The sequence below is a fragment of the Streptomyces sp. NPDC059002 genome, from assembly GCF_042740435.1.
Lineage (GTDB): Bacteria > Actinomycetota > Actinomycetes > Streptomycetales > Streptomycetaceae > Streptomyces.
This window is the reverse complement of sequence record NZ_JBHYJI010000069.1, coordinates 1-22067: the sequence shown is the minus strand read 5'-3', so window position 1 is coordinate 22067 and position 22067 is coordinate 1. Positions and strand designations below refer to the sequence as shown.

Sequence of the window (22067 nt, the reverse complement as noted above, 5' to 3'; positions counted from 1 at the left end):
TCTCCCGCGGGGCGGGGCGGGGGGGCGGCCCCCGGGTCCGCGCGGGCCCCCCCCCCCGCCCCCCTTCGTCACATCGAAGACGGAGCCCGTCGAGCACTTCCGGGAGAGGCAGGGAGAACAGGCTGAGCGAAAGCACGACAGACAGGCGGAAGGCGCAGGCGACGGGACAGGGCCTATTGCACGGGAGCCGCGGGGCGGGCTGGCTGTCAGTAGATCGGGATGCGTTGCTGCACCGATATACAGTCGCCCTCGCCCGCTGGTGGCTCGCTAGCCCCCTGACCTGCACGGACGCTGGATACGGGGCGTCGCATCCAAGCGCGGCTACGGGAGCGACAGCAGGTACGACACCAGATCCGACGGGCCGAACGCCATCGAGCAACCCGAGCAGAACAGCGCGGACTCAGCCCGGATTCCGGCCCGGTGAGTCAGCGGTCTACCGCACCTGCTGGGTGCGGGACCGTGGCGCGACGAGGGCTTGAGTGGCCTGATCAGGCTCGATGCCGAGGTCGGCCAGGTGCCGCTGAAGGCGAGCGTAGGTGTGCCGGGCAGCGTCGTGGCATCCGGCGGCCTGGTAGAGGCGGATGGTGTGCTGGGCGAGGCGCTCCCGGTCGGGGTGCAGGATGCTCAGGTGTTCCAGGAGCGTCAGGACGGCGTCCCGTTCGTGTGCTGGCACGGCGGCGAGCTCGGCTTGGCGGGCCAAGCGGTGCGCGGCGTCGGCGGCCTTCGTGGCGAGGTGTTCGCGGATCGCGTCGGCCCACAGGTAGTCGGCGCCCTGGGCGAAGGGCCCACGGTAGTGGGCCAGGGCTTCGCGCGCCGCGCGCAGGGCACCATCGCGCTTTCCGTCCTCCCCGAAGGCGGAGAACGCCTCTTTCAGCCCGTACTCGAAATCAGCGAGGTCGGTTTCCACGAGTTCCGGATGGAGTTTGTGGAGTTCTCCCTGGTGCAGAATGAATTCCTGCGTGCTGGTTCCGGTTGCGGTACGCAAGGCTCGGCGTACGGCGCGGCGCAGGTTTTTCAGGGAGTTCTGGTCCGTCCCGGGGGCGAGGTGGAGCTTTTCGGCGATGTCGGAGGCGAGGAGTCCGGCGGGGTGGGCGGCGAGCAGGGCGAGGAATTCGTGGACTTCGCCACGCAGATTGGTTCCGACGGGGTCCTGGTGGCCGCGGGCGTACAGGGTGATCGGACCGAGGACGTGGAGGCGTACCGGTTTGTTCTGCGGAGGTCGCGTGGAGGTGAGCGCCCCGGGTCGGGTGAGGGGTTCGTCCTGCGGCGCAACGTCCAGGCGGGGTGAGCTGTCGGGGCCCGGATCGGGGTCGGCCAGGGCGCGCGGGCGGGGCTGTCGTCCGTGTGCGGTGAGCAGGACGTCGGTCATCTCGCGTCCGGCCGCGGGGGTGAGGTGGAACAGCCGGAGCGGGCCGGGGTGTTGGGCGTGCGTGCCGGTGGGAGTGGTGGTGCCGTCGGAGGCGATGTGCCAGGTGGCGGCACCGGGCAGCGGGCCCTGCAGGCTGATGACGATCAGTGCGCCGGGGGCGCTGCGGGCGGCCAGGGCCTGTAGCTGTCCGGTGTGGGCGGCGTCCGGCACGGTGAGCAGGAGCAGGGTGCCCGGGCCGGTCTGCGGCACGGTATCGGCGGTCAGCGGCCCGGTGGTGGCGGGGCCGGTGTCCTGCTCGTCGTGGGTGCGGGCGTGGACGAGCAGGTGCTGCTCGGCGGCCTGGACCGCCTGTGCGAAGTCGGCGCTCTGGGTCAGGGCCGTGAACTGGGCGGGGAGTCCGGGCAGCAGGCTCTCGACGACGTCGCGGGGAGCGAGGGCTGTGATGTACGGCGAGGTGGGGCGCTGACGTTCGGCGGCGGTGAGGACGCCGGTCAGCAGGGCGCGGGCAGCTCCTTCGGCGCCGGGGCCACTCCAGACGCACCCGCCCGGCAGGGCCAGCTCATCGAGGATGACTTCGGTGTTGTCCCGGACGCCGATGGTCACCGTGCCGGGAGAACAAGGGACTTGGGGCGGGGTGCGGTGAGTGACCAGCGCCTCAGGGTCCTGCGGTGGTCGGGGCCGGGTGGCTGCGTGGGCGGCCTGTGCGGCCTTGTCGACCAGCGGGCTCAGGGCGGGCGGGGCCGCCGTGTGCTGATCGGGCTGGCGCAGCCGGTGTTGGTACCAGTGCCAGTAGCGGCGGGCGGCGAGGAGGCCTGCCGCCGTGGTGATACCGATCAGACTCGCCTCGCCGATGTCGATCGCGGCGGGGCCCGGCCCCTGGTTCGTCGTACGGGCCCCTGCCGCTGCGGGTCGGTCACGCCCGGCAGGCACGCGGTCACCGCCTCCCTGGTGGCCTGCGCCCTTGTCCTGAGGCGGAGTTGGAGGCGTGGGTTCGGTTTCGCCGGGTGGGGTGACGGGGGCCACAGGCTCCTTGTCTTCCTGGGCGGGTGCCGGTGGCGGCGCGGCAGGCTGGGCGACGGGGACCGTCAGGCGCCATCCGGGCTTGATCAGGTCGGGGTCGGCGAGTCGGGCTCCGTCGGGTTGCACGCGGTCCTTGTTCAAGGCGTAGATCCGCGGCCAGGTCAGGGCATCTCCCAGATGCGCGCGGGCGATGCCCCACAAGGTGTCGCCCTCGATGACGGTGTACTCGATGTGCCGGAGAGTCGCGGCAGCGGCGCCCTGGCTCGCGAGGGGTGCGCTCGGCCCAGGCGCCGTCCCCTGCCTCGGGAGCGTCGCGGCGAGGCCGAGGGAGTCGGGGCGCCCGGCCTGAGGGGCGAGATGCAGGGCCGTCGCGGCGAGCTGGGGCCGTGTCTCCGGAGGCGAGGCGGGCTGCTGTGCGCCCGCCATCTGGGGGCGCCACAGGCCGATCAGGGCGATGACGAGGGTCCCGATGCACAGCGCGGCCAGCGAGCCCTTCACCGACAGGGCTGCCATGTGCTCGTCGTGTGCGTGACGGTCACGCAGCAGTTGCGGCAGGTGGATGGCGTACCAGAGGGTTTCGCGGGCAACCGTGCAGGCAAAGGCTGCCCAGCACACCCACCCCACCACGGCCAGCAGGTCGACCATCAAGGGGTCACTGACCGGTTGCACCAGCCTGTGGCCGAACTCGCTGAAGGAGGACACGGGTTCGGGCCAGGGCAGACCGGTGGCGTGCCACAGCACATAGGGCATCCCTGCCAGCAGAGCGAGGGTGAGGGCCAGGGTGCCGCCCGCCGTGACGGCCGCGGCCAGCCGCTGACGCAGCTGGGAGGGGTGGGGCGTCATCACCACTTCGCTCCTTCGGCCGGAAGTATGGGTGAACAGGCTTTACGGGGTGGCACGTTCGGCGTGCGCGGTGCCGCTCGCGTGCACGGTGAGGGTGCGTAGACCGATCAGCTGCAGGATCTGGGTGCGCTGCTGGTGAGTGACCTGGACGGTCACGGCGTCGCCCTTGACCGATACGGTGCCGCGGTCCGTGGTGGAGGCGACGTGGGCGCGGGCTGCCGCCGAGGCCCGGCCGCGCAGGAGCCGGACCTCCTCGCCGCGCCGGAGTCGGCCAACGTCCAGTTGCTGGGCGCCGGTGCGGGCGGCCTCCTGCGCCACGTCCAGCGCCTGGGCCTTGCCGGCCAGGACGAGCCCGCCGTCGATGACGATCCCGGCGAACAGCCACAGGGCGGCGAAGACGCCGACGGTGAACGCCGTGACCTGCCCCCGGTCATCGCCAGCCGCCAGCCGGGCTCGGACCGCCGCCCAAGGTGCTCGCGTACGTCGCTTCACGGGCTGCTCCGATAGGTGTCGACGACGGAGAAGGCAGTGTCGGTCAGAGCCATGTGGCCGGGCAGCCCGGTGCGAGTGAGGCTGCCCAGGTCCGCGGTGCACGAGACGCGTGCCGTCACGGTGGCACCCGGAGCAAGACCGCCGGTGGCCAAGCGGACTTGTGGGCGCGCGCAGGACGCTCCCGCCTCCCGCAAAGCGGCGTCGACCGCCTGCTCGGCCTGGGCACGGGCGGCCTTCTCGGTGCGGGCCAGGGAGGCGGCGCGGGCGGCCTGATGGGCGGCGTCCGCCACGACCAAGCGAGCATCGGCGAGACGCCCGAAGGCCACCACGACCAGGAGCACGAGGACGAGCAGCGGCGTGACGAGCACCATCTCCACCGCCGCGGAACCCCGCTGTCCGTCGTCGCGCGTGCGGTGCGTCTGCCCGGTCACGGCTGGCCTCCGGCCAGGGTGGTGATCTTCTCGGTGGGTCCGGACGCGGTACCGGAGGCATGCAGCACCAGCCCCGGGACGGGGAACACGCGGATCACCGTCCCGTCCACGCGCACGGTGGTCCGGGCGGCGGTGCGCTCGGCGCTCACGGACGAGGCGGTCAGCACCCGGCTGCCCAGTGCGGCGAGGCTGCGCCGTGCCTGCACCTGACCGTCCGCCGCAGTGCCGCCCTGGGTACGGGCGACGGCCAGGGCCCGCTGGGCGGCGTACTGAGCGATATGCCGCGCGTGCCAGACCAGCGCGAACTGCACCACCAGCAGCGCGATCATCAGCAGCGCCGGGACGACGAGCACCAGCTGGGTACTGGCCGCCCCGCGGTCACTGCGTAGTCGGCGACGGTACGCGGACACCGACCTAGCCGCCCAGGTCGATGCCGTTGGCCTTGGCCGTGACCTTGGCGACGATGATGCCCACCACAGTCAAGGCCAAGACCGCCAGTACGGCGGTGACCACGATGGTTTCGGTGGTGTAGCCCGCGTCCGAACGGAACCTGCGGCGGGCCTTGGCCAGGCGTGCACGGACCACGTGGGCCAGGGTGTCGAAGGGGAACATGAGGGCTGCCCTCTCTTGTCGGTTGTCGGTTTCACCACGGGTGGAGCGGGCGTCAGCTGATCGACATGACGTGCGCGAGGGCCGGGTAGCCGATCAGCAGCAAGAACGCAGCGAACAGGCCGACCACAGGCAGCGACATCTGCTCGGTGGCCGCCTGCGCGGCCCCGTCGGCCTCCGCGATGCGGCGCCGTCGCATCGCCCGTGCCTTCGCCGCCAGCGAGCCACGGATCCTGGCGCCCTCGCTGCCCGCCAGGCTCAACGTCGAGGCGAGCTCGGTCAGATCACTCACGGTCAGCTCGCGCCCCAGGTCACCCAGGTGAGGCCAGGGGCTGGTGCGGGTGAGCTGCGCGACATGCAGGGCGTGCCGCAGTCTGGCCGCCGCCCACCCCGCGGGCGCGGCCACAGCTTGGGCGATGGCCTGCTGGACTCCGGCGCCGCCCGCGAGCGCGATCACCGTCAGATCCAGGACGAGGCTGAGGGTGTGGCGCATCTCGCGGCGGCGCCGCGCGGCCTGCTGACGCAGGGACAGGTCGGGGGCGAAGAACAGCACCGTGGCCAGGGCGAGAGAGCCTGCCAGCGGCATCCACCACCCCGCACTGACTCCGGCTCCCCAGTGCAGCAGCAGTGCGGCGGCCCACGGGGCGAGGAGTCCGGCCGTGGCGCAGACCGCCTTGCCCGCAAGATGCTGCTCCTCGCTGGTACCGCACACGGCCAGGTCCGCACGGAGCGCGGGGGTGGGGAAGCCCAGCGCCCGCACCAGCGGGACGGCGCGCCTGCCCAGCCTGGTGGCCCACTCCCCCTCGTCCCCCGCGTCGAATCGCGAATCCGCCGGTGCTGCGGGCGTGTTGAGGGCGGTGAGGACATCGGCGAGGGCGGGGCGGGGTGGACGCAATCCGTAGACGAGAGCGGTCGCCCCGGCGCCGAACAAGGCGCCGAGGAGCATGACGATCACCGTGTACCTCCCGGTTCGATGCCCGGCGTGGCGCCGGGTCCGGCCGAGGGGATGAGGCGGACCGGTTCCGCGATGCGGCCGATCGCATTCAGGTAGGTGAAACTCGCGGCGAACAGGAGGCCCACCACCGCGAGTACCGTCTGCCCGGTCAGGGTGTTGAAGGGGTCGAGATAGGGCCGGTTGAGGACGACGAGACCCACGACCATGCCCAGGGTGACGCTCACGGTGACCCGCACCCCGGTCCTCACGCTCGCCCGCCCGGCATCCACGCGCTGCCGCATGGCCACCTGCTCACGCACCGAATCCGCCAACTCGCCCAGCAACGGGGCCAGCTGAGCGGCCTGCTGCTCGGTGGCCATCACCAACGCGGCCACCACCACATCGGCCAGCGGGTCATCGAGGTCCTCGGCGAACGCCCGCAGCGCTACAGGCAGCGCCCGCCCCGACCGGACGTCGGCAGCCAGCCGCCGCATCTCTTTCTCCAGGGCGGCCGGGGCGATGTCCGCGCTCGCCAGCACCGCCTGCTCCAGGCCTGCCGCCGCGGACAGCGTGTCGCGCAGCATCTCCGTCCAGGCGGCCAGCGCCTCCATCCGCTCCGTACGCCGTGCCGCCTGCCGGTCCGGGCCGAGCAGGCCGGGCAACGTGAGCAAGGCAACAGTGGCCAGCACCGCCGCCACCGGCCATCCGGTCAGCGCCCCCGTGACCACCCCGCACGCCGTCGCGATCGCCACCCGGCGCATGGTCCAGTCCGCCGGGAGCCGCGCCACCAGCCCACGCCACCGCCCGGCGGACTGTTCCTCACCGGCCTCCCGGCGGACCGCGCCATAGCCGATGGCGACCAAACCGAGGCCGAACACCGTCCCGCACGCCACCGCGACCCCCGTGCCAGCAGCGGACCCGACCAGACTGCTCATCACGCCGCCCCCCACCACTGATACGCGGCCCCCTGCGCGTCCCACCCGGACGCGACCAGGTCATCGACGGTCTCGGCACGCAGCGGAGTGGCAGGCGTCGCCCGCCCCTCGGGGCCGGGCCGGTAGACCTCATTGGAGACGATCTGCGGCCCGTCCGCGTCGACGACCTCGCGCACCGAGTCGATGACCCGGCAACCGGCCGCATCCCACCCCAGGTGGACGACGAAGTGAACCGCGGAAGCCACCATCAGGTTCGTCGCCTCCAGCGAGAGCCGCTCCGGCGACTGCGCGGCATACGAGGCGAGCTTGGTGAACACCCCGCGCGAAGTGGAGGCATGAATCGTGGACAGCGAGCCGTCGTTCCCCTGCGACATGGCGTTGCACATCGGGATGACCTCGGCCCCACGGATCTCCCCGACGATGACCCGGTCCGGGGACATGCGCAGCCCCCACCGCACCAGTTCCGCCTGATCAATGCCGCCCTGGCCCTCGATATTCGGCTCGCGGGCCTGCATCGCCACCACATTCGGATGCGCCACCGGATCGGCATCCAGGCCGAGTTCGAAGGTGTCCTCGATGGTCACCAACCGTTCCTCGGGCCGGATCTCGTGGGCGAAGGCCCGCAGCACGGTGGTCTTGCCGACATTGGTGCCACCGCCGATGACAATGTTCTTGCGGGCCCGTACCAACGCCCTGAGGAAAGCGGCGAGCTGCTCGTCACACACGCCCAGGCGCACCAGCTCCGCCATCGAGGCAGCCGGGAAACGGTGGCGGCGGATCGTCAACGACACCCGCCCGGTGACCGCCATCACCGCGAACAGCCGCGACCCGTCGACCAGTTGCAGGTTCAGGCGGGGCATCCCACGGTCGAAGCGCCGCTCCTCCCCGCCCGTGCGGGCCGCCAGCGCGCGGACCAGCTCCACCAGTTCCTCGTCCGAGGCGGCCACCGGCGCTTCGCTGCGCCACACTCCCGACGCGTCCTTGACCCACACCACGTCGCAGCCATTCACGCAGATGTTCTCGATCGCCTTGTCGGCCAGCAACCGCTCCAGACCACCCGTGCCGAACAGGGCGTCCATGACCGCCTGGACGATCCGCCCCTCCGCCACGGCGTCGATCACCGTCTGCCCCTGAGCCAGGGCCAGGCACCGCTGCTCCCCCAGTTCCTCGGCCAGCAGTCGTCCCACAGTGGCCCGGCGGGCCATTTCCTCCTCCGCGGGCAAGCCCGCCGCCGCCCGCTCACCCGCGTACGCGGTCAACCGGGCCGCCACGCGCTGTCGCACCACCTGCGCCAGCGCCCACTCACCATCGCCAGGCACCACACCAGACGGCACCAGCTGCTCACTCATGATGCGCCCTCCTCAACTCCCGGCACCTCAACCAGATCCGCCCGACTCCGCCCCACCAGCTGCCGCCCGCAGCTCCCGGGTGCGCGATCGCTGCCCGTACCCGCGGCCCCGGTCTCATCTCCTGACGACTTCGCGAGCTGGCGCGCCAGCTTCCGCACGGCGGTCAACAGCGGCGGCGGCCGAAACCCGGCCGTTCGCCGCCCGCCAGGCCGAGGGCTGTTCATCGCGGCCACGCCCTTGGCGTCCCACGGCACGGGGATCACCCGCTCAACGCCAAGCGCCGTCGTGATCTCCGCGGCCGAGTACGGGCACGGACCGACCACAGCGAGCGTCAGCCGACTGACATACGCACAGGCGCTCAGGCCGTACGCGGACACCTGAGTCAGCGGTTCCGCTCCGCCCCGCGCCACCAGCACCACCTGGTCGGCCGCCTCCAGCAACGGCTCGACATCTTCACCAATACGTCCCACATCCAGCAGCACCGTGCCCAGGTCCCGGTCATCCCCCAGCAACACACCCAGCCCGCCCTCGCCGGCCAGCAGTCGCACAGCCGCCCGGCACGGCCCACGGCCCGGCACCGCCACCACCGCCCGCGCCCCGAAGGGCAGTTCACTCACCGCCCCCAACAGGGAGCCCGGATACGGCTTCCCGGACGCCGCCGCAACATCAAGCAGCGAGGGAGACGTCGGCAGCCCGAAACGGATCATCAAATCGCCGCCCGAGGAATCCGCCTCCACCACCACCGGCCGCACCCCGCCGTCCGCCTCCGACGGCCACACAGCGGCCAGCGCCAGCGCGGTCGTCGTCACCCCCGGCGCACCCGTGACCGACCCGAGAACCACCAGCCGCCTCACGGAGCCTCACGCCCCTCGGCGGGCAGCACCACCACACGCGGATGCTCCAACTGCGCCGCCCGCCGCGCCGCCCCGGTCTCCACCAGCACCGTGACCACCCGCGGCCCACCCGCCGACTCCGGCTCGCGCACCCCCGTCACCGTTCCCGCCACCACCGAGGAGGCCGCCTTCCCCTTGACCTCGTCGTTCACGGCCCCAGCACCGTCCGGACCAGCAAGAACCGCGACACGTTCGCCACGACCAAGTTCCGGCGGTGCACCGCCCGGCTCCACCGCGAGCGCCACCTGCGAGAACCCCTTCGGAGGAAAGGCGGCACTCGTACCCACCTGCCCAGGAGCCAACAACGCCCCGGCCACCAGCGGCACTCTCGCCCGCCGCCCCAGCGCCGTGCTCCGCTCCCCGACAGACACCACACCCACGTCCGCCGCCACCTCCACCACACGCACATCACCCGGCTTCAGCACCCGCCCGGCAGGCACGTCACGGGCCAGCACCAGAACCCGCTCCCGCTCCCCCACCGCCTGCGCGACCAGCGTGAACCCGACCGCCGAGACCACCACCGCCCCCACCCCGGCCCACACCCAGCCCAGCCTGCGCCGCCGAGATCCCGTCACCGCCGGCGGCTGCTCCGGCCCCGGCCGCCGCACTCCCGGCAGGCGAGGCCCACCGGTCTTCCCTGCCGAAGAAGTCATGGGGGTACCCACAATTCACCTCGCGATCAAGAGAGTTCCCACACCTACCGACCCGGCCCGCCCAGACAGGGCCGTGCCTCACTCCGCGCCATCAGCGCGTGACGAGGGCCTGCACCTCATCCACCACCAGCTGCCGTTCCGCGGTCATCACCAGCCCCGGCACGGCCCCGCTCTGCCCAGCTCCCCGCCACTCGACATCCCAGGTCACCCGCACCGACACGGCATACGCCCCGTCCGGCGCGGACAGCGACGCCCGCCGATAGGTGTAACCGCAGTCCGGCGAAGGCGCCTTGGGACTGACCTTTGCCGAATACGGCGTCCCCGGCCCCCGGCACACCACACGGCCGCCCTCACCCATCGACCACACCGCCTTCCGCGGCCGGGCCGTCGCCGTCACCTTCACCCCCTCCACCGCCGCGGACACCGACACGGGCTCCCACGTCCTTCGCTCCACCCACATCCACGTAGGCACATGGACCACCTGCACAAAGTCCTCATCCGGACTCGTACGGATCACCGGCTCCGGCAACTCCAGCCGCTCCACCGCCTCCTGAACGACCACCTCCACCGGCACCCCCTTACCCCCGCCCGGCTTCGACGCCCGCCCCGCCGACGAAGCAGGCAGAGGAGCCACACCCCCCACACCCGCAGCCATGGCGGAATACCAGCCAGCCGACGCGATCGTCAGCCACGGCGACGACAATCCACCACCACCGCCAGCGGATACCCCCGCCCTTGCTTGCGAGACCGGACGCCGCTTCCCTGAACTACCCGATTGCTTCGTGGCGCTCCGAGCCTTCACATCACAACTCGAGGAGGAGCACATCACGTTGACTCCATTGCCGAGTCCACCATCCGCGTGCGCGGTCGGCACGACGGGCACGCACGCCGCCCACCCCACCAACACGGCAACGCCCCACGGAGCTCGACGACGGCGGCTCAACATGTGCCCACCTCATCGATGTACAGCTTCTCCACGTTCCACTGCCCATGCTGGCGGCGCACGGTCGCGTCCACGCGGTGGTGCCCACCCGGCACATCGTTCTTCAGGACCCCGTCCTTGCCGTACTGAAGCCACCGCGAATCGTCGATGCAATCGCCAATGACGACCTCATCAACTGTTCGCTTCGCGACCCCGGGATCGATTCGCAGGTCGCCCCGGACTGAAACACCCTGCTTCTTGTTTTCGCGCATCATGAAGCGCAAGACCCCGAGCGCCTCACCACGAGCGTGGTCATCGAGTCGCGCATGACCAGGATCAGAGACTCGGGCGGCGGCCACGACGCTCTTCCACATGGCGCGATACGCCGCGAGAGCCCCCGGGGAATCGCCATGAGGCGCTGGAGTGGCCGACGCCGTCGCCGCCTCCCCCTGCACCGGTCTGGCATCCGATGAGTCATCCGCGCAGCCCGCCAGCAGAAGCCCCATGATCGCCGCACTCGCCCCCGCCCGGAACGCATTGCATCGCCGTCGCATCTTCGCCATCCCCCACCTTCCGTCACCCTTCAAAGCTGGGCGACCACACTGAGTGACTGGATGCGACTGGAGTTACCCGGTGTTGCGCCGGTAAACCACAGCAGGAGGGGTGAATTCCGCCCCGATCCCGTCTTGTTACACAACCATGCACAGGCTTCGAGGTCCGTCGCACGGCACGGCGACGGACCCCACTTCCGAAGTCGCGCCCACGAGCCTGACGCAGCGTCGCCACCTCGACCTCGCAGCGTAGGAGGACCAGGACGTTACAGAGCTCCGCCCCTGCTCAACGGAGCAGCCGAGAGGGCAAACCACGCGACCTTCACCCCGGCGTCCGGATCACTCCTGAACCCCCATGCCCCCTGGGTGAGTTGCTCGACCACATGCAGCCCCCTGCCCCGTTCGGAGAGCAGCTCCAGCAATGCGTCCAAGCCTCCCCCACACCCCTCGGGTCGAGGCAGCCCATACGGCCCCGTCGCCGGAACCGGCGGAATCTCGGGGATCCGTGGATCACCGTCCTCCACCTCGCAGATCAGCCCGGCGGCGGTGCGGCGGATCCGCAACTCATACGGCCCCGGCGCATGCTCCGAGGCGTTGGCGACGAGTTCAGAAACGGTGAGCATCGCATCACCGATCCCCTCCCCATCCAAGCCGAGTTGGTCGAGGGCGCAACGCAGAGCGGTACGGGCGCAGGCCGCCCCGTCCAGAGCGCTGCCGGTCCAGCGCCACACCACACAGGCGGTGTCGACCACGAGGCGCGGCGGCATCACCGTCGCCCTCCCCGGCGGCCGGCGTGGCGGCCTCGTACCACGCGGCGGTGACGCCCGCGTCCGGGACGTACGCAAACACTCGCCTCACCGAAGGCGACGAGACGCCCGACCGATGCGACGTTGGACATCAGAAGGGCGGCGGTGAACAGGATCGGTGCCATCACGGGTGACCTCCACGGTCATCGCGGCTGGGACACGACCAGGACACCGGCAACTCCGGAAGAGCGGACCACCCCTCTCACGAGAACTTTCAAGCGCATTTCGCCGTACGGTTGCCGACGGAGTCGAGACGGCCTCTTCTAGGGCCGGTTGAGTAACGCCTTGGAGAATGCCGCCCGTTGGCCTGCAGCACGAAGTCGTCACTACCTGCTTCCTCCAAGAGGACACATCTGAGGTCACCTTGGCCGCTCTGCACTGATGCATGGGCCTGAGTTCAAACTATCCAGGAGACATCGGTGCAAGCGGGCACCCATATCCCTTGCTCGCCCTGACCCCGGAGAGATACCCACCGGGAAGGCAATCCGCCTTGCTGCAACACAGACTTGCGCCGATCGGAACGCCTGGGGACTATTCACTCGAATCTTCTGGCGCAATGAGGAGATCACCGAGGTCGCTACCATCCTCGACCTGCGCAATCCCTCACCTATGAGGTTGCAGGCCTCGCGCGCCCCGGCTAGGACTTGTCCGGCCGATCATGTGACCGCTCCGTCTCCGGGTCGTTGGTGCGGGCATGGGGCGGGGCGATCTGACGGATGTGGAGTGGGCACGGCTTGAGCCGTTCCTACCAATCAGCGACGGCCGTTGTGGCCGGTGGCGGGATCACCGGCAGGTGATCGACGGCATCCTGCACGGGGTGCGGACGGGGGGACAGCGGCGCGACCTTCCCGAGCGATTCGGCCCGTGGAACACCGTCTACGAACGCCATCGGTTGTGGTCGGCCGACGGCACCTGGGAACGACTGCTGCAGCGGGTGCAGGCCGCGGCAGACGCGGCCGGTGACATCGACTGGGACATCGCGGTGGTCTCCACGATCGTGCGGGCGCATCAGCATGCGGCCGGCGCCCGCACCGATCCGCCGTCGGCCCCGGCGTCAAAGGGGGCCGCAGTGGCGGAACACCAGGCCGAAACACCGGGGCAGAGCCTCATGGCCCGGCTGCTGGAGGTGGCGCGAGTGGTGAGGGCCTGGGCCGCTCGCGCGGCGGGTTCACCAGCAAGCTGCACCTGAACGCCGACGGGTGCTGCCGCCCGCTGTCCCTGGTCGTGACCGGCGGTCAGCGGGCAGACTGCACCCAGCTCGAGCCGGTGCTGGAGAAGATTCGTGTGCCTCGCCCGGGACAGGGCCGACCGCGCAGCAGGCCGGACAACCTGGCTTCGGACACGGCCTACAGCAGCGGCCCCTGCCGCCGGTACCTGCGCCGCCGGGGTATCCGGCACATCATCCCGGAGAAGACCGACAGCCTGGCCGCCCGTCGGCGCCGGGCCTCACGCGGTGGACGGCCCCCGGGCTTCGATAAAGAGCGGTACAAGAAACGCAACACGGTCGAACGGGCGATCAACAAGCCCAAGCAGGCCCGGACCATGGCCACTCGCTACGACGAACGCCGCTACGTCTACCTCGGCACCGCCACCGTCGCAGCCCTGACCATCTGGCTCCGCACCTGATGGGATTGGGAAAGTTCTAGGCGACACCTTCGGCTGCCAGGACAACACGGGACCGTTCCAGGTCGACGGTGACTATCCGCACCGATATTGTCTGGCCCTCGCGGACACTCTTCGCCATGTCCGCGACCGGCTCGGTGAGCGGAACGAGCCCTTCGACGCAGTCGGCGATGCGCACGAAGAAACCGATCGGCGCGATCTTCGTGACACGTCCGGTGACAGTCTGACCGACACGCTCCACGAACCGAGGGAGCAAGTCCTCGTGCTCCGCCCACTCCCGGAGCACGATGCCCACCTGGTGATTGTGCTCGGCATGCCAGATCACCTCGCCGGTGACGAGCTGTCCTACGGTCGGCAGTTCCATGCACCTGGGCATCCTGTCGACTCTGGCCAGGCCAGCGGCTTCAGGCTGGCCGTCAATGGAGAGGAAGATACCGAAGGGCTGTCTACCGATGACCTCACCGGAGATCGAGGTACCAACTGGCAAAGAGCGAACCGTCTCAGGCCAGGCCGCGGCGGCACCGGCTGCTTGGCACCTGCCGTTCTCAGAAGGCCAGAAGTACTCGTTCATGCACTGAGCATGGCACGCAGAAGCTGCCCGCTGAACGTGTTCCAAGGAGGCGGTCTTGATCGACCGGACAGCTCCTAGTCAGCCATCTCAACGCGGGCCGGAGTCCACGCCGTACAGGAAGGCTACCTGCCAGCGCTGCGGAATGACCGGTGCGCAGGCGATCAATCACTATGCGGACGACCGTTGGCACAGCGCTCGCGACGCGCTCCCGCCCACGGCTTCCAGCCCCTGGCCCATTCTGGCCGAAATCCGACCCGGTGGGGCCCTGCTCAACCGCCCCTCGCCTCAATAGAGCAGGGCCAGGCACGCTCTCAAGCCTCCGATGTGGCAGTCCGATTCCCTGAACGTCCACTCCGTAACTCCACCGGAAAATGGACACGTGCGCGTTCCCGAATGCCGGCGGTAGTTTCCGCAATGGCCTGGTGACAGACCTTCGGAAGGGAATACCCATGCCCAATCACAGGAGCGCATTTGCCGTCGGCACCACCCTGCCAGGGCTCGGCCGCGCCGATATCGACCGCGCCGAGCCGCAGCTGGCCGGGAAGGTCGTGCGCACCCCGGTCATACGGTCCGACCAACTGGACGCCCTGTGCGGCGCACGTCTGTGGCTGAAGGCCGAGAACCTGCAGCGCGGCGGCTCGTTCAAGGTGCGCGGGGCGCTGCTCGCGGTCGAGGAGCTGGCCGCCGCGGGCAGCCACGGGGTGATCGCCCAGAGCACCGGCAACCACGCGATCGCCGTCGCGCTCGCGGCCCGTGCGCGCGGCCTACCCACGCTGATCGCGCTGCCGACCGACGCGCCGCCCGCCAAGGTCCGCCGGATCCGGGAGGCCCGCGCCCAGGTCGTGTTCGCCGGGACGACGCTCGCCGAGCGTTTGGCTGCCGTCGGAGAGCTCCAGGAGCTGCACGGATACGACGTCGTCGACCCCTACGAGAGCCCACACGTGGTCGCGGGTCAGGGCACCGCCACGGCCGAACTGCTCGCCCAGGCCGCGGCGGAGGGCGTCCGCCTCGACACCGTCGTCGTCCCCATTGGCGGGGGCAGCGCGCTCGCGGGCGCCTGCCTGGCCGCCGCCGGGCACGGCGCCGCCGTGGTCGGCGCGGAGCCGACGGCCGTGCCCGCCTTCACCGCGGCCCTGCGCGCGGGTGAGCCGGTGACGGTCAGCGCGCGCCACACCATCGCCGACGGGCTGCGCCCCGACCGGATCGGCGCCCTGCCCTTCTCCCTCGCGGCACGCGAGGCGGCACGCGTGCTGACCGTCTCGGAGGAGGCCATCGCCGAAGCGCTGCGGGCGGCGCTGCTGCGGGCCCGGCTGCTGGTCGAGCCGGCAGCCGCGACCGCGCTGGCCGGGGCGCTAGAGTACGCGGCCGGGCCCGGGCGCGGCACCGACATAGGCGTCCTGCTCTCCGGCGGCAACGTCGAACCGAGCCTGGTGGCGGCCCTGCTGGCCGAGTCGGCCCCTGCCCCGCGCCCCCTGGCGGGGTGACGGTCCGCTCCCGCTGCACGGATTCCCCCCGGACACACCTCGGCCCGAAGACGGCTCGCACCGTCTTCGGGCCGAGGTGTGTCTCCCGTATCGCCGGACTACTTCCCGGCCATGGCCTCTATGAGGCTCTTGGGGCGCATGTCGGTCCAGGACTTCTCGATGTAGGCGAGGCAGTCCTCGCGGCCCGCCGCGCCGTATACGGAAGTCCAGCCCCCGGGCACCTCGACGAAAGTGGGCCACAGGGAGTGCTGTCCCTCATCGTTGACGAGGACCAGGTAGCTGGCATCGGGGTCGTCGAACGGATTCGTCACCGCATTGTCCTTTCTCAGGTGAACATATCTGATCACGCCGGTGACCACACCAATGGGCCGGGTGTTGGAATTCCACACGTACGGGATCCAAAATTCAAGGGTGTTCAACCGTGATCGCGCGTCAGTTGAACACTCGGAACGACGGCTTGAGAAATTGCGCTTTCCTTGTCAGGCCAAATGCTGGATGTCCGCCTCCGGCTCCTCCTCGGCGAACTGCGTCTGATAGAGCGACGCGTACATGCCACCCTGCGCCAGCAGCTCCTCGTGTGTACCGCGTTCGCGGATGCGCCCGGCCTCGACCACCAGGATCTGGTCGGCCTCCCTGATGGTCGACAGCCGGTGCGCGATCACCAGTGACGTACGGCCCGCCAGCGCGCTCTTGAGGGCCCGCTGGATCGAGGCTTCCGAATGCGAGTCCAGATGCGCGGTGGCCTCGTCCAGGACCACGATCGGGGGCGACTTCAGGAGCAGCCGAACCAGGGCGATCCGCTGCTTCTCGCCGCCGGAGAGCCGGTAGCCGCGGTCGCCGACGACGGTGTCCAGACCATTGGGCAGGGCGGAGATGGAGTCCCAGATCAGCGCCGCCTCACACGCCTGGATGAGTTCCCGCTCGGTGGCTTCGGGGCGTGCGTACAGCAGGTTGGCGCGGATCGTGTCGTGGAACATGTGCGTCTCCTGGCTGACCACGCCCACCGTGTCGCTCAAGGACTGGAGCGTCACGTCCCGTACGTCGTGGCCACCGACCCGTACGGAGCCGGAGGTCGCGTCGTACAGCCGGGGCACCAACTGGGTGATGGTGGTCTTGCCGGCGCCGGACGGGCCGACGAGTGCCGTCAGCTTTCCGGCGGGGGCGACGAAGCTCAGCTCCTTGAGGACCCAGGAGCTGTCCCCCCGGTCCTTCTCCCGCAGGGCGATCGGCTCCAGCGAGGCGAGCGAGACCTCGTCGGCGGCCGGGTAGCGGAACGAGACGTGGTCGAACTCGACGTCCAGGGCTCCCGCCTCGGCATCCGCACCGGAACCCGTCCGCGAGCGGGGCAGCTGACGCGCGTCGGGCTTCTCGTCGACGATCGGCTTGAGGTCGAGGACCTCGAAGACCCGGTCGAAGCTGACGAGCACCGTCAGCACCTGGATCTGGAGCCCGGCGAGCTGGTTGATCGGACCGTACATCCGGAACAGCAGCGTCACCATGGCGACGAGCGTGCCGATCTGCAGCGCCCCGCCGATCACCATGCTCCCGCCGATGCCGTACACGATCGCCGTCGTCATGGAGGTGAGCACCGTGACGACGATGAAGAACATCCGTCCGTGCACGACGCTGAGCACGGTGATGTCCCGGACCCGGCCCGCCTTCTCCTGGAAGAGCGCGGACTCCGCGGCCGGACGGCCGTACAGCTTGGCCAACTCCGCCCCCGAGACGTTGAAGCGCTCGTTCATCATCGAGCCCATCTCGCCGTCGAGGTTCATCCGCTCCCTGGTGATCCGCTGGAGCTTGCGCCCGATGATCCGGGCCGGGAAGAGGAACAGCGGCACCATCGCCAGGGCGACGAGGGTGATCTCCCACGACAGGTAGATCATCGTGCCGACGACGATGATCAGGGTCAGCAGCGCCGAGACGGCCTGCGTCAGCAGCGAGGTGATCGCCTGCCGGGTGCCCGCGATGTCGGTGTTCAGCCGACTGACCAGCGCTCCCGTCTGCACCCGCGAGAAGAAGGCGAGCGGTTGCCGCTGTACGTTCTCGAAGACCTCGGTCCGCAGGTCGTAGACCAGTCCCTCGCCGATCCTCCCCGAGCAGCGGGCCTCGACGTAGAGGACGAACGACTCCATGAGGGCGAGCAGGACGATACCGAGGGCCAGCATCATGACGACGTCGTGCTTCTTCGGCACGATGCCGTCGTCGATCATGAATTTGAGCATCAGCGGACTCGCCGCGGTGATCGCTCCGCACGCCAGGCTCGCCAGGATGAGCACCGCCAGTGGCCCGCGGTAGCGCGCGGCGTACGGAAGAATGCGCCGCAGCGTTCCCGGCCTGACTCTCTGACGGCTTATCCCGCCTTCGGCGAACTTGTTTCCAGAGGTGATGTTTGGACCACCTATCAGGGCCATAAAGAATACTCCTCAACCTGTGGGTGAAACCGGCCGTTCAGCCCGATAGGTATGTGGACCGGCTTGTCTCCGCCGGGCACGGCCGCTGCCGGCCGGTGTCGCCACCGGCCGGCGCCCCTGCCGCGCTGTCAGTCCCGCGGGGCCAGCCAGGCCGCCACCGCGGTCCACACGTCGGCCAGCGTCTCGGGCTCGGCCATGTCGTAGTGGGTGCACGGAAGACCGGTCTCCGAGATCTCACCCGTGATGTAGGGCCGCCAGAGCTCGCCGGTGGGCGCGCCCTCCGGCTTGCTCTGCTCGGCCACGACCAGCAGGGCGTCTCCGTCGAAGCGCCCGTGCTCGTGAGCGGCCCGGATCGCGCGGTGGTTCTGGAGGATCCGGGCGAACGTCCGGTACTCCTCCTCGGTGGCCGCTCCGAGGGCGTTGCCCGCCTCCCGGCGTACGACCTCGATCAGCCGGTCGACCTTGGCGTCCACGTCGACCTCGGCCTCGTCGGCGTGGTCGGCGACCCCGCCGTCCGAGCCGTCCGCACGCTGCCACGGGTACTGGTCGAGGATGACCAGCGCCGAGACCTCCTCGCCCGCCCCCTGTAGCTGCACGGCCATCTCGTGGGCGACCGCCCCTCCGTAGGACCAGCCGAGCAAACGGTAGGGGCCGCTGTGCTGCACGGAGCGGATCTGCTCGATGTAGTCGGCCGCCATCTCCGGCACGGAGCGGGCCAGTTCGGACGTGCCGTCCAGACCCCGGGACTGCAGACCGTACAGCGGGATCTCCGCCGGGATGTGCCGGGCCATCGGCATGTAGCACCAGCTCAGGCCGCCCGCGGGGTGGATGAGGAAGAACGGCGGCTCGCTGCCCTGCTCCCGGATCGGCAGCAGCACGTCGAGCGCGTCGCGGATCGACGACAGGCTCATCCGCTTCATCAGCTCGGAGACGCTCGAGGCCGCGAACAGGTCGCGCACCGCGATCGACACCCCGCGCTCCCGCAGCGCCTCCACCAGCCGCACCGCGAGCAGCGAGTGCCCACCGAGCGCGAAGAAGTCGTCCTCGACGCCGACGCTCTCCAGACCGAGGACCTCGGCGAACGCCTCGCGCATGGAGTCCTCGAACGAGGTGACGGCCCAGTTGGCGGCCTCGTCCTCCCCCGTGCCCTCGGGCTGCGGCAGGGCCTTGCGGTCCAGCTTCCCGTTCGGCATCAGCGGCAGCCGGTCGATGACGACCACCGCCGACGGCACCATGTAGCCGGGCAGCCGGTCCTGTGCGATGGCCCGGGCCTCCTGGCCGATCCGGTCGAGGGCGTTGTCCGTCTCCTCCGCCCCCTCGGCGGCCGTGCGGTTCGGCACCACGTACGCCACCAGGCGCTGGTCCCCGGGGGGGTCCTCGCGGACGAGGGCGACGGCCTGGCCGACCGAGGGGTGAGCGGCGAGGGCCGCCTCGATCTCCCCCAGCTCGACCCGGAAGCCCCGGATCTTGACCTGGTCGTCGGAGCGCCCGACGTACAGCAGGTCGCCGTCGGCGGTCCACCGCACCACGTCGCCCGTGCGGTACATCCGCTCGCCGGCGCCGCCGAACGGGCTGGCCACGAACCGGCCCGCCGTCAGCTCCGGGCGGCCCAGATAGCCGCGTGCCACGCTCTTGCCGCCGATGTACAGCTCTCCCGCCACGCCCGGCGGAACCGGGGCGAGGGCCTTGTCGAGCACATACACCTGGGTGTTGCCGATCGGGCCGCCGATCGACGCCGCGTCGGCGCCCTCCCCCGCCAGCTCCTTGGCGGTCGACCAGACCGTGGTCTCGGTCGGACCGTACAGGTTGGTCAGCGTGGGTGTCCTGGCCAGGAGCGTACGGGCCAGGTCACTCGGCAGCGCCTCCGCGCCGATCATGGCGCGCACCCCCGTCCAGTCGACCGGGTCGTCGGCGTCGGCGATCAGGCCGCGCCACAGACTCGGCGTCGCGTGGACGATGTTGGCGCCGGTGGTACGGATCAGGGAACGCAGCGCCCACGGGTCGAGCACCTGCTCCTGCGAGGCGAGCACCATCCGCGCGCCGTTCAGGAACGGCAGATAGAACTCGAAGCCCGCCATGTCGCAGCCGTGGGTGCTGACCGCCAGGAGCCGGTCGTCCGCGCCGAGCGCGAACCGGTCCTGCATCGCGGTCAGGAAGTTGACGATCGCCCGGTGCTCCACGAGGACCCCCTTGGGCCGCCCGGTGGACCCCGAGGTGTAGATGACCCACATCGGGTGCTCGGGCCGCAGCGCCGCCGTGCGCTCGCCGTCGGCCAGCGGGCCGTCCGCGAGTCCCGCGAGCCCCTCGGCCACCACCGCGCCGTCCAGCAGGAGCACGGGCACCTTCGGACGGTGCTCGGGCGCCGCCGGGCGTGCGCCCAGCTCCTCGCTGGTGAGCACGCACACCGCTCCCGAGTCGCCGATGACGTACGCGATCCGGTCGGCCGGGTAGGCCGGGTCGATCGGGAGGTACGCCGCACCCGCCTTGACCACGCCGAGCAGCGCCACCACCAGGTCGACGGTGCGCTCGAAGACCGCCGCGACGACCGTCTCCGGACCGATGTCCCGGCCGGCCAGGTACCGCGCCAGCCGGTTGGCCCGCGCGTCCAGCTCGGCGTAGGTCAGCTCCACGTCACCGTGGACCAGCGCGACGGCGTCGGGCGTGCGGGCGACCTGCGCCTCGAACAGCTCGGCGACGGTCGCGTCCGGGACCTCGGCCTCGGTCGCGTTCCACTCGGTGAGCATCCGCAGCCGCTCGTCCTCGCCGAGGACGTCCACCTCGCCGAGGCGGATCCCGGGGTCTGCGGCGAGCGCCGTCAGGACCCGGGTCAGGCGCTCGGCGATCCGCTCGACCGACTCCGGATCGAACAGGTCGGCCGCCGCGACCACCGAGCCGCGCATGCCCGCCGGCACTCCCTCGGCGTCGTGCAGCTCGGCCACGCTGACGTCCAGGTCGAACTTCACGACCGCCTCGGACGCGACCGGGGAGCCGGACGCGGACCGGGCCGCCGGAGCCCCACGCCGTGCGTCGACGCCCGCCAGGTCCAGCACCGCCTGCTCGTTGTTCTGCAGGAGCAGCATCACCTGGAACAGCGGGTGGCGGGCCATGGAGCGGGCCGGGGCCAGTTCCTCCACCAGCCGCTCGAAGGGCACGTCCGGGTGGGCGAACGCGCCGAGCCCCGCTTCCCGTACCCGCTCCAGGACCTCGCGGAAGGTCGGGTCCTCCGACAGGTCAGTGCGCAGGACGAAGGTGTTGACGAAATAGCCGACCAGGTCGTCGAGGGCCTCGTCGGTGCGGCCCGCGATGGCCGAGCCGATCGGGATGTCGGTCCCCGCGCCGATCCGCGAGAGCAGCACGGCCAGGGCGCCGTGCAGCACCATGAACATCGTCACGCCCTCGGCGCGCGCCAGCTCCGCCAGCTTGGCGTGGACGTCCGCCGGGATGTCCAGCGGCACCCGGTGGCCCCGGTGGGAGGCGACCGCCGGACGCGTCCGGTCGAACGGCAGCTCCAGCTCTTCCGGCAGCCCCGCCAGCGTCTCGCGCCAGTAGGCGACCTGCCGGGAGATCAGGCTCTGCGGGTCCTGGATGTCGCCGAGCACCTCGCGCTGCCACAGGGCGTAGTCCGCGTACTGGACCGGCAGCGGCTGCCACGCCGGGGCGCGGCCCGCGCCGCGGGCCTCGTAGGCCACGGACACGTCCCGGGCCAGCGGCGCCCACGACCAGCCGTCACCGGCGATGTGGTGGACCACGACCACGAGGACGTGCTCCTCGGGTCCGGACCTGAACAACCAGGCGCGGATGGGGGCTTCGGCGGAGAGGTCGAAGGTGTACACCTTCGCCGCGGCCACCGCGTCGGCCAGCCCGTCCGGCTCGACGTCGGCGACAGTCAGCTCCCAGTCCAGGTCGCTGGTGGCGACGATCCGCTGGTACGGCTCACCGTCCGCGACCCCGAAGACGGTCCGTAGGACCTCGTGGCGCGCGAGCAGGTCGCGGAAGGCCGCGCCCATCGCGTCGGCGTCCACCGCTCCGGCCAGCCGGGCGGCCACCGGGATGTTGTAGGTGGGGCTCGGCCCGTCCATCTGGTTGATGATCCACAGCCGTCGCTGTCCGTACGAGAGCGGGATCCGTTCGGGGCGTTGCATGGCCGTCAGAGCGGCCCGTGCGGTAC

General features: G+C 70.8%; 18 protein-coding genes and 1 pseudogene. 2 read left to right on the top strand and 17 right to left on the bottom strand.

Going from position 1 to position 22067, the window contains the following annotated elements:
- Positions 1-433 precede the first annotated feature (433 nt).
- From ACFWZ2_RS37555 to ACFWZ2_RS37495, 13 genes are all read right to left on the bottom strand, one after another.
- Positions 434-3232, bottom strand: coding sequence for a BTAD domain-containing putative transcriptional regulator (locus ACFWZ2_RS37555; protein WP_384553621.1), 2799 nt, complete (start codon positions 3230-3232; stop codon positions 434-436).
- A 42-nt stretch (positions 3233-3274) separates the two neighbouring features.
- Entirely contained in the window at positions 3275-3724 is a 450-nt protein-coding gene (locus tag ACFWZ2_RS37550) for a pilus assembly protein TadG-related protein (RefSeq protein WP_384553619.1), read from the bottom strand.
- A complete protein-coding gene (locus tag ACFWZ2_RS37545) occupies positions 3721-4101 on the bottom strand; it encodes a TadE/TadG family type IV pilus assembly protein (RefSeq protein WP_384553654.1) in 381 nt (126 codons plus the stop codon). The genes ACFWZ2_RS37550 and ACFWZ2_RS37545 overlap by 4 nt, the downstream gene beginning before the upstream one ends.
- A gap of 50 nt (positions 4102-4151) precedes the next feature.
- Positions 4152-4565 carry a TadE/TadG family type IV pilus assembly protein gene (locus ACFWZ2_RS37540; protein ID WP_384553617.1) on the bottom strand — a complete coding sequence of 138 codons (414 nt, stop codon included), beginning with the start codon at positions 4563-4565 and terminating at the stop codon, positions 4152-4154.
- Between the two features lie 4 nt (positions 4566-4569).
- Positions 4570-4767, bottom strand: a complete 198-nt coding sequence (locus ACFWZ2_RS37535) for a hypothetical protein (RefSeq protein WP_384553615.1) — start codon at positions 4765-4767, stop codon at positions 4570-4572.
- Between the two features lie 52 nt (positions 4768-4819).
- Positions 4820-5719: a type II secretion system F family protein gene (locus tag ACFWZ2_RS37530; protein WP_384553613.1), complete on the bottom strand. Its 900-nt coding sequence runs from the start codon at positions 5717-5719 to the stop codon at positions 4820-4822.
- On the bottom strand, positions 5716-6633 hold the full coding sequence (locus ACFWZ2_RS37525; protein ID WP_384553611.1) for a type II secretion system F family protein: 918 nt from the start codon (positions 6631-6633) through the stop codon (positions 5716-5718). The genes ACFWZ2_RS37530 and ACFWZ2_RS37525 overlap by 4 nt, the downstream gene beginning before the upstream one ends.
- Entirely contained in the window at positions 6633-7982 is a 1350-nt protein-coding gene (locus ACFWZ2_RS37520) for a CpaF family protein (RefSeq protein WP_384553609.1), read from the bottom strand. The genes ACFWZ2_RS37525 and ACFWZ2_RS37520 overlap by 1 nt, the downstream gene beginning before the upstream one ends.
- Positions 7979-8791 carry a MinD/ParA family protein gene (locus ACFWZ2_RS37515; RefSeq protein WP_384553607.1) on the bottom strand — a complete coding sequence of 271 codons (813 nt, stop codon included), beginning with the start codon at positions 8789-8791 and terminating at the stop codon, positions 7979-7981. The genes ACFWZ2_RS37520 and ACFWZ2_RS37515 overlap by 4 nt, the downstream gene beginning before the upstream one ends.
- 41 nt (positions 8792-8832) lie before the next feature.
- Positions 8833-9396, bottom strand: a complete 564-nt coding sequence (locus tag ACFWZ2_RS37510; RefSeq protein ID WP_384553605.1) for an SAF domain-containing protein — start codon at positions 9394-9396, stop codon at positions 8833-8835.
- Between the two features lie 223 nt (positions 9397-9619).
- Entirely contained in the window at positions 9620-10096 is a 477-nt protein-coding gene (locus ACFWZ2_RS37505; protein WP_384553604.1) for a hypothetical protein, read from the bottom strand.
- A gap of 371 nt (positions 10097-10467) precedes the next feature.
- On the bottom strand, positions 10468-11013 hold the full coding sequence (locus ACFWZ2_RS37500) for a hypothetical protein (RefSeq protein ID WP_384553602.1): 546 nt from the start codon (positions 11011-11013) through the stop codon (positions 10468-10470).
- Between the two features lie 254 nt (positions 11014-11267).
- Complete coding sequence (locus ACFWZ2_RS37495; RefSeq protein WP_384553601.1) at positions 11268-11768, bottom strand: ATP-binding protein; 501 nt, start codon at positions 11766-11768, stop codon at positions 11268-11270.
- Between the two features lie 733 nt (positions 11769-12501).
- On the opposite strand from ACFWZ2_RS37495, the pseudogene ACFWZ2_RS37490 reads away from it, so the two are divergent.
- A pseudogene (locus ACFWZ2_RS37490) lies at positions 12502-13433 on the top strand (IS5 family transposase).
- 16 nt (positions 13434-13449) lie between these two features.
- On the opposite strand, the gene ACFWZ2_RS37485 reads toward ACFWZ2_RS37490, so the two are convergent.
- Positions 13450-14001 (bottom strand): S1 RNA-binding domain-containing protein, encoded by a 552-nt coding sequence (locus ACFWZ2_RS37485; RefSeq protein WP_384553599.1) that lies wholly within the window; start codon positions 13999-14001, stop codon positions 13450-13452.
- Between the two features lie 449 nt (positions 14002-14450).
- Between ACFWZ2_RS37485 and ACFWZ2_RS37480 the strand changes: the two genes are divergently transcribed.
- Positions 14451-15485 carry a pyridoxal-phosphate dependent enzyme gene (locus tag ACFWZ2_RS37480; RefSeq protein WP_384553597.1) on the top strand — a complete coding sequence of 345 codons (1035 nt, stop codon included), beginning with the start codon at positions 14451-14453 and terminating at the stop codon, positions 15483-15485.
- Positions 15486-15583: 98 nt separating this feature from the next.
- On the opposite strand, the gene ACFWZ2_RS37475 is transcribed toward ACFWZ2_RS37480, so the two are convergent.
- The 3 genes from ACFWZ2_RS37475 to ACFWZ2_RS37465 all read right to left on the bottom strand — a co-directional run bounded on the left by ACFWZ2_RS37475 (position 15584) and on the right by ACFWZ2_RS37465 (position 22041).
- Entirely contained in the window at positions 15584-15796 is a 213-nt protein-coding gene (locus ACFWZ2_RS37475; RefSeq protein WP_384553595.1) for an MbtH family protein, read from the bottom strand.
- Between the two features lie 168 nt (positions 15797-15964).
- Positions 15965-17899, bottom strand: a complete 1935-nt coding sequence (locus ACFWZ2_RS37470; protein WP_384553593.1) for an ABC transporter ATP-binding protein — start codon at positions 17897-17899, stop codon at positions 15965-15967.
- Between the two features lie 128 nt (positions 17900-18027).
- Positions 18028-22041 carry an amino acid adenylation domain-containing protein gene (locus ACFWZ2_RS37465; protein ID WP_384553591.1) on the bottom strand — a complete coding sequence of 1338 codons (4014 nt, stop codon included), beginning with the start codon at positions 22039-22041 and terminating at the stop codon, positions 18028-18030.
- Positions 22042-22067 lie beyond the last annotated feature (26 nt).

Bases quoted from the DNA above. Each gene is read 5' to 3' on its own strand.
- ACFWZ2_RS37555 (WP_384553621.1), bottom strand. From the start codon at position 3,232: ATGACGCCCCACCCCTCCCAGCTGCGTCAGCGGCTGGCCGCGGCCGTC.
- ACFWZ2_RS37535 (WP_384553615.1), bottom strand. From the start codon at position 4,767: ATGTTCCCCTTCGACACCCTGGCCCACGTGGTCCGTGCACGCCTGGCC.
- ACFWZ2_RS37525 (WP_384553611.1), bottom strand. From the start codon at position 6,633: ATGAGCAGTCTGGTCGGGTCCGCTGCTGGCACGGGGGTCGCGGTGGCG.
- ACFWZ2_RS37520 (WP_384553609.1), bottom strand. From the start codon at position 7,982: ATGAGTGAGCAGCTGGTGCCGTCTGGTGTGGTGCCTGGCGATGGTGAG.
- ACFWZ2_RS37500 (WP_384553602.1), bottom strand. From the start codon at position 11,013: ATGGCGAAGATGCGACGGCGATGCAATGCGTTCCGGGCGGGGGCGAGT.
- ACFWZ2_RS37495 (WP_384553601.1), bottom strand. From the start codon at position 11,768: ATGCCGCCGCGCCTCGTGGTCGACACCGCCTGTGTGGTGTGGCGCTGG.
- ACFWZ2_RS37485 (WP_384553599.1), bottom strand. From the start codon at position 14,001: ATGAACGAGTACTTCTGGCCTTCTGAGAACGGCAGGTGCCAAGCAGCC.
- ACFWZ2_RS37480 (WP_384553597.1), top strand. From the start codon at position 14,451: ATGCCCAATCACAGGAGCGCATTTGCCGTCGGCACCACCCTGCCAGGG.
- ACFWZ2_RS37470 (WP_384553593.1), bottom strand. From the start codon at position 17,899: ATGGCCCTGATAGGTGGTCCAAACATCACCTCTGGAAACAAGTTCGCC.
- ACFWZ2_RS37465 (WP_384553591.1), bottom strand. From the start codon at position 22,041: ATGCAACGCCCCGAACGGATCCCGCTCTCGTACGGACAGCGACGGCTG.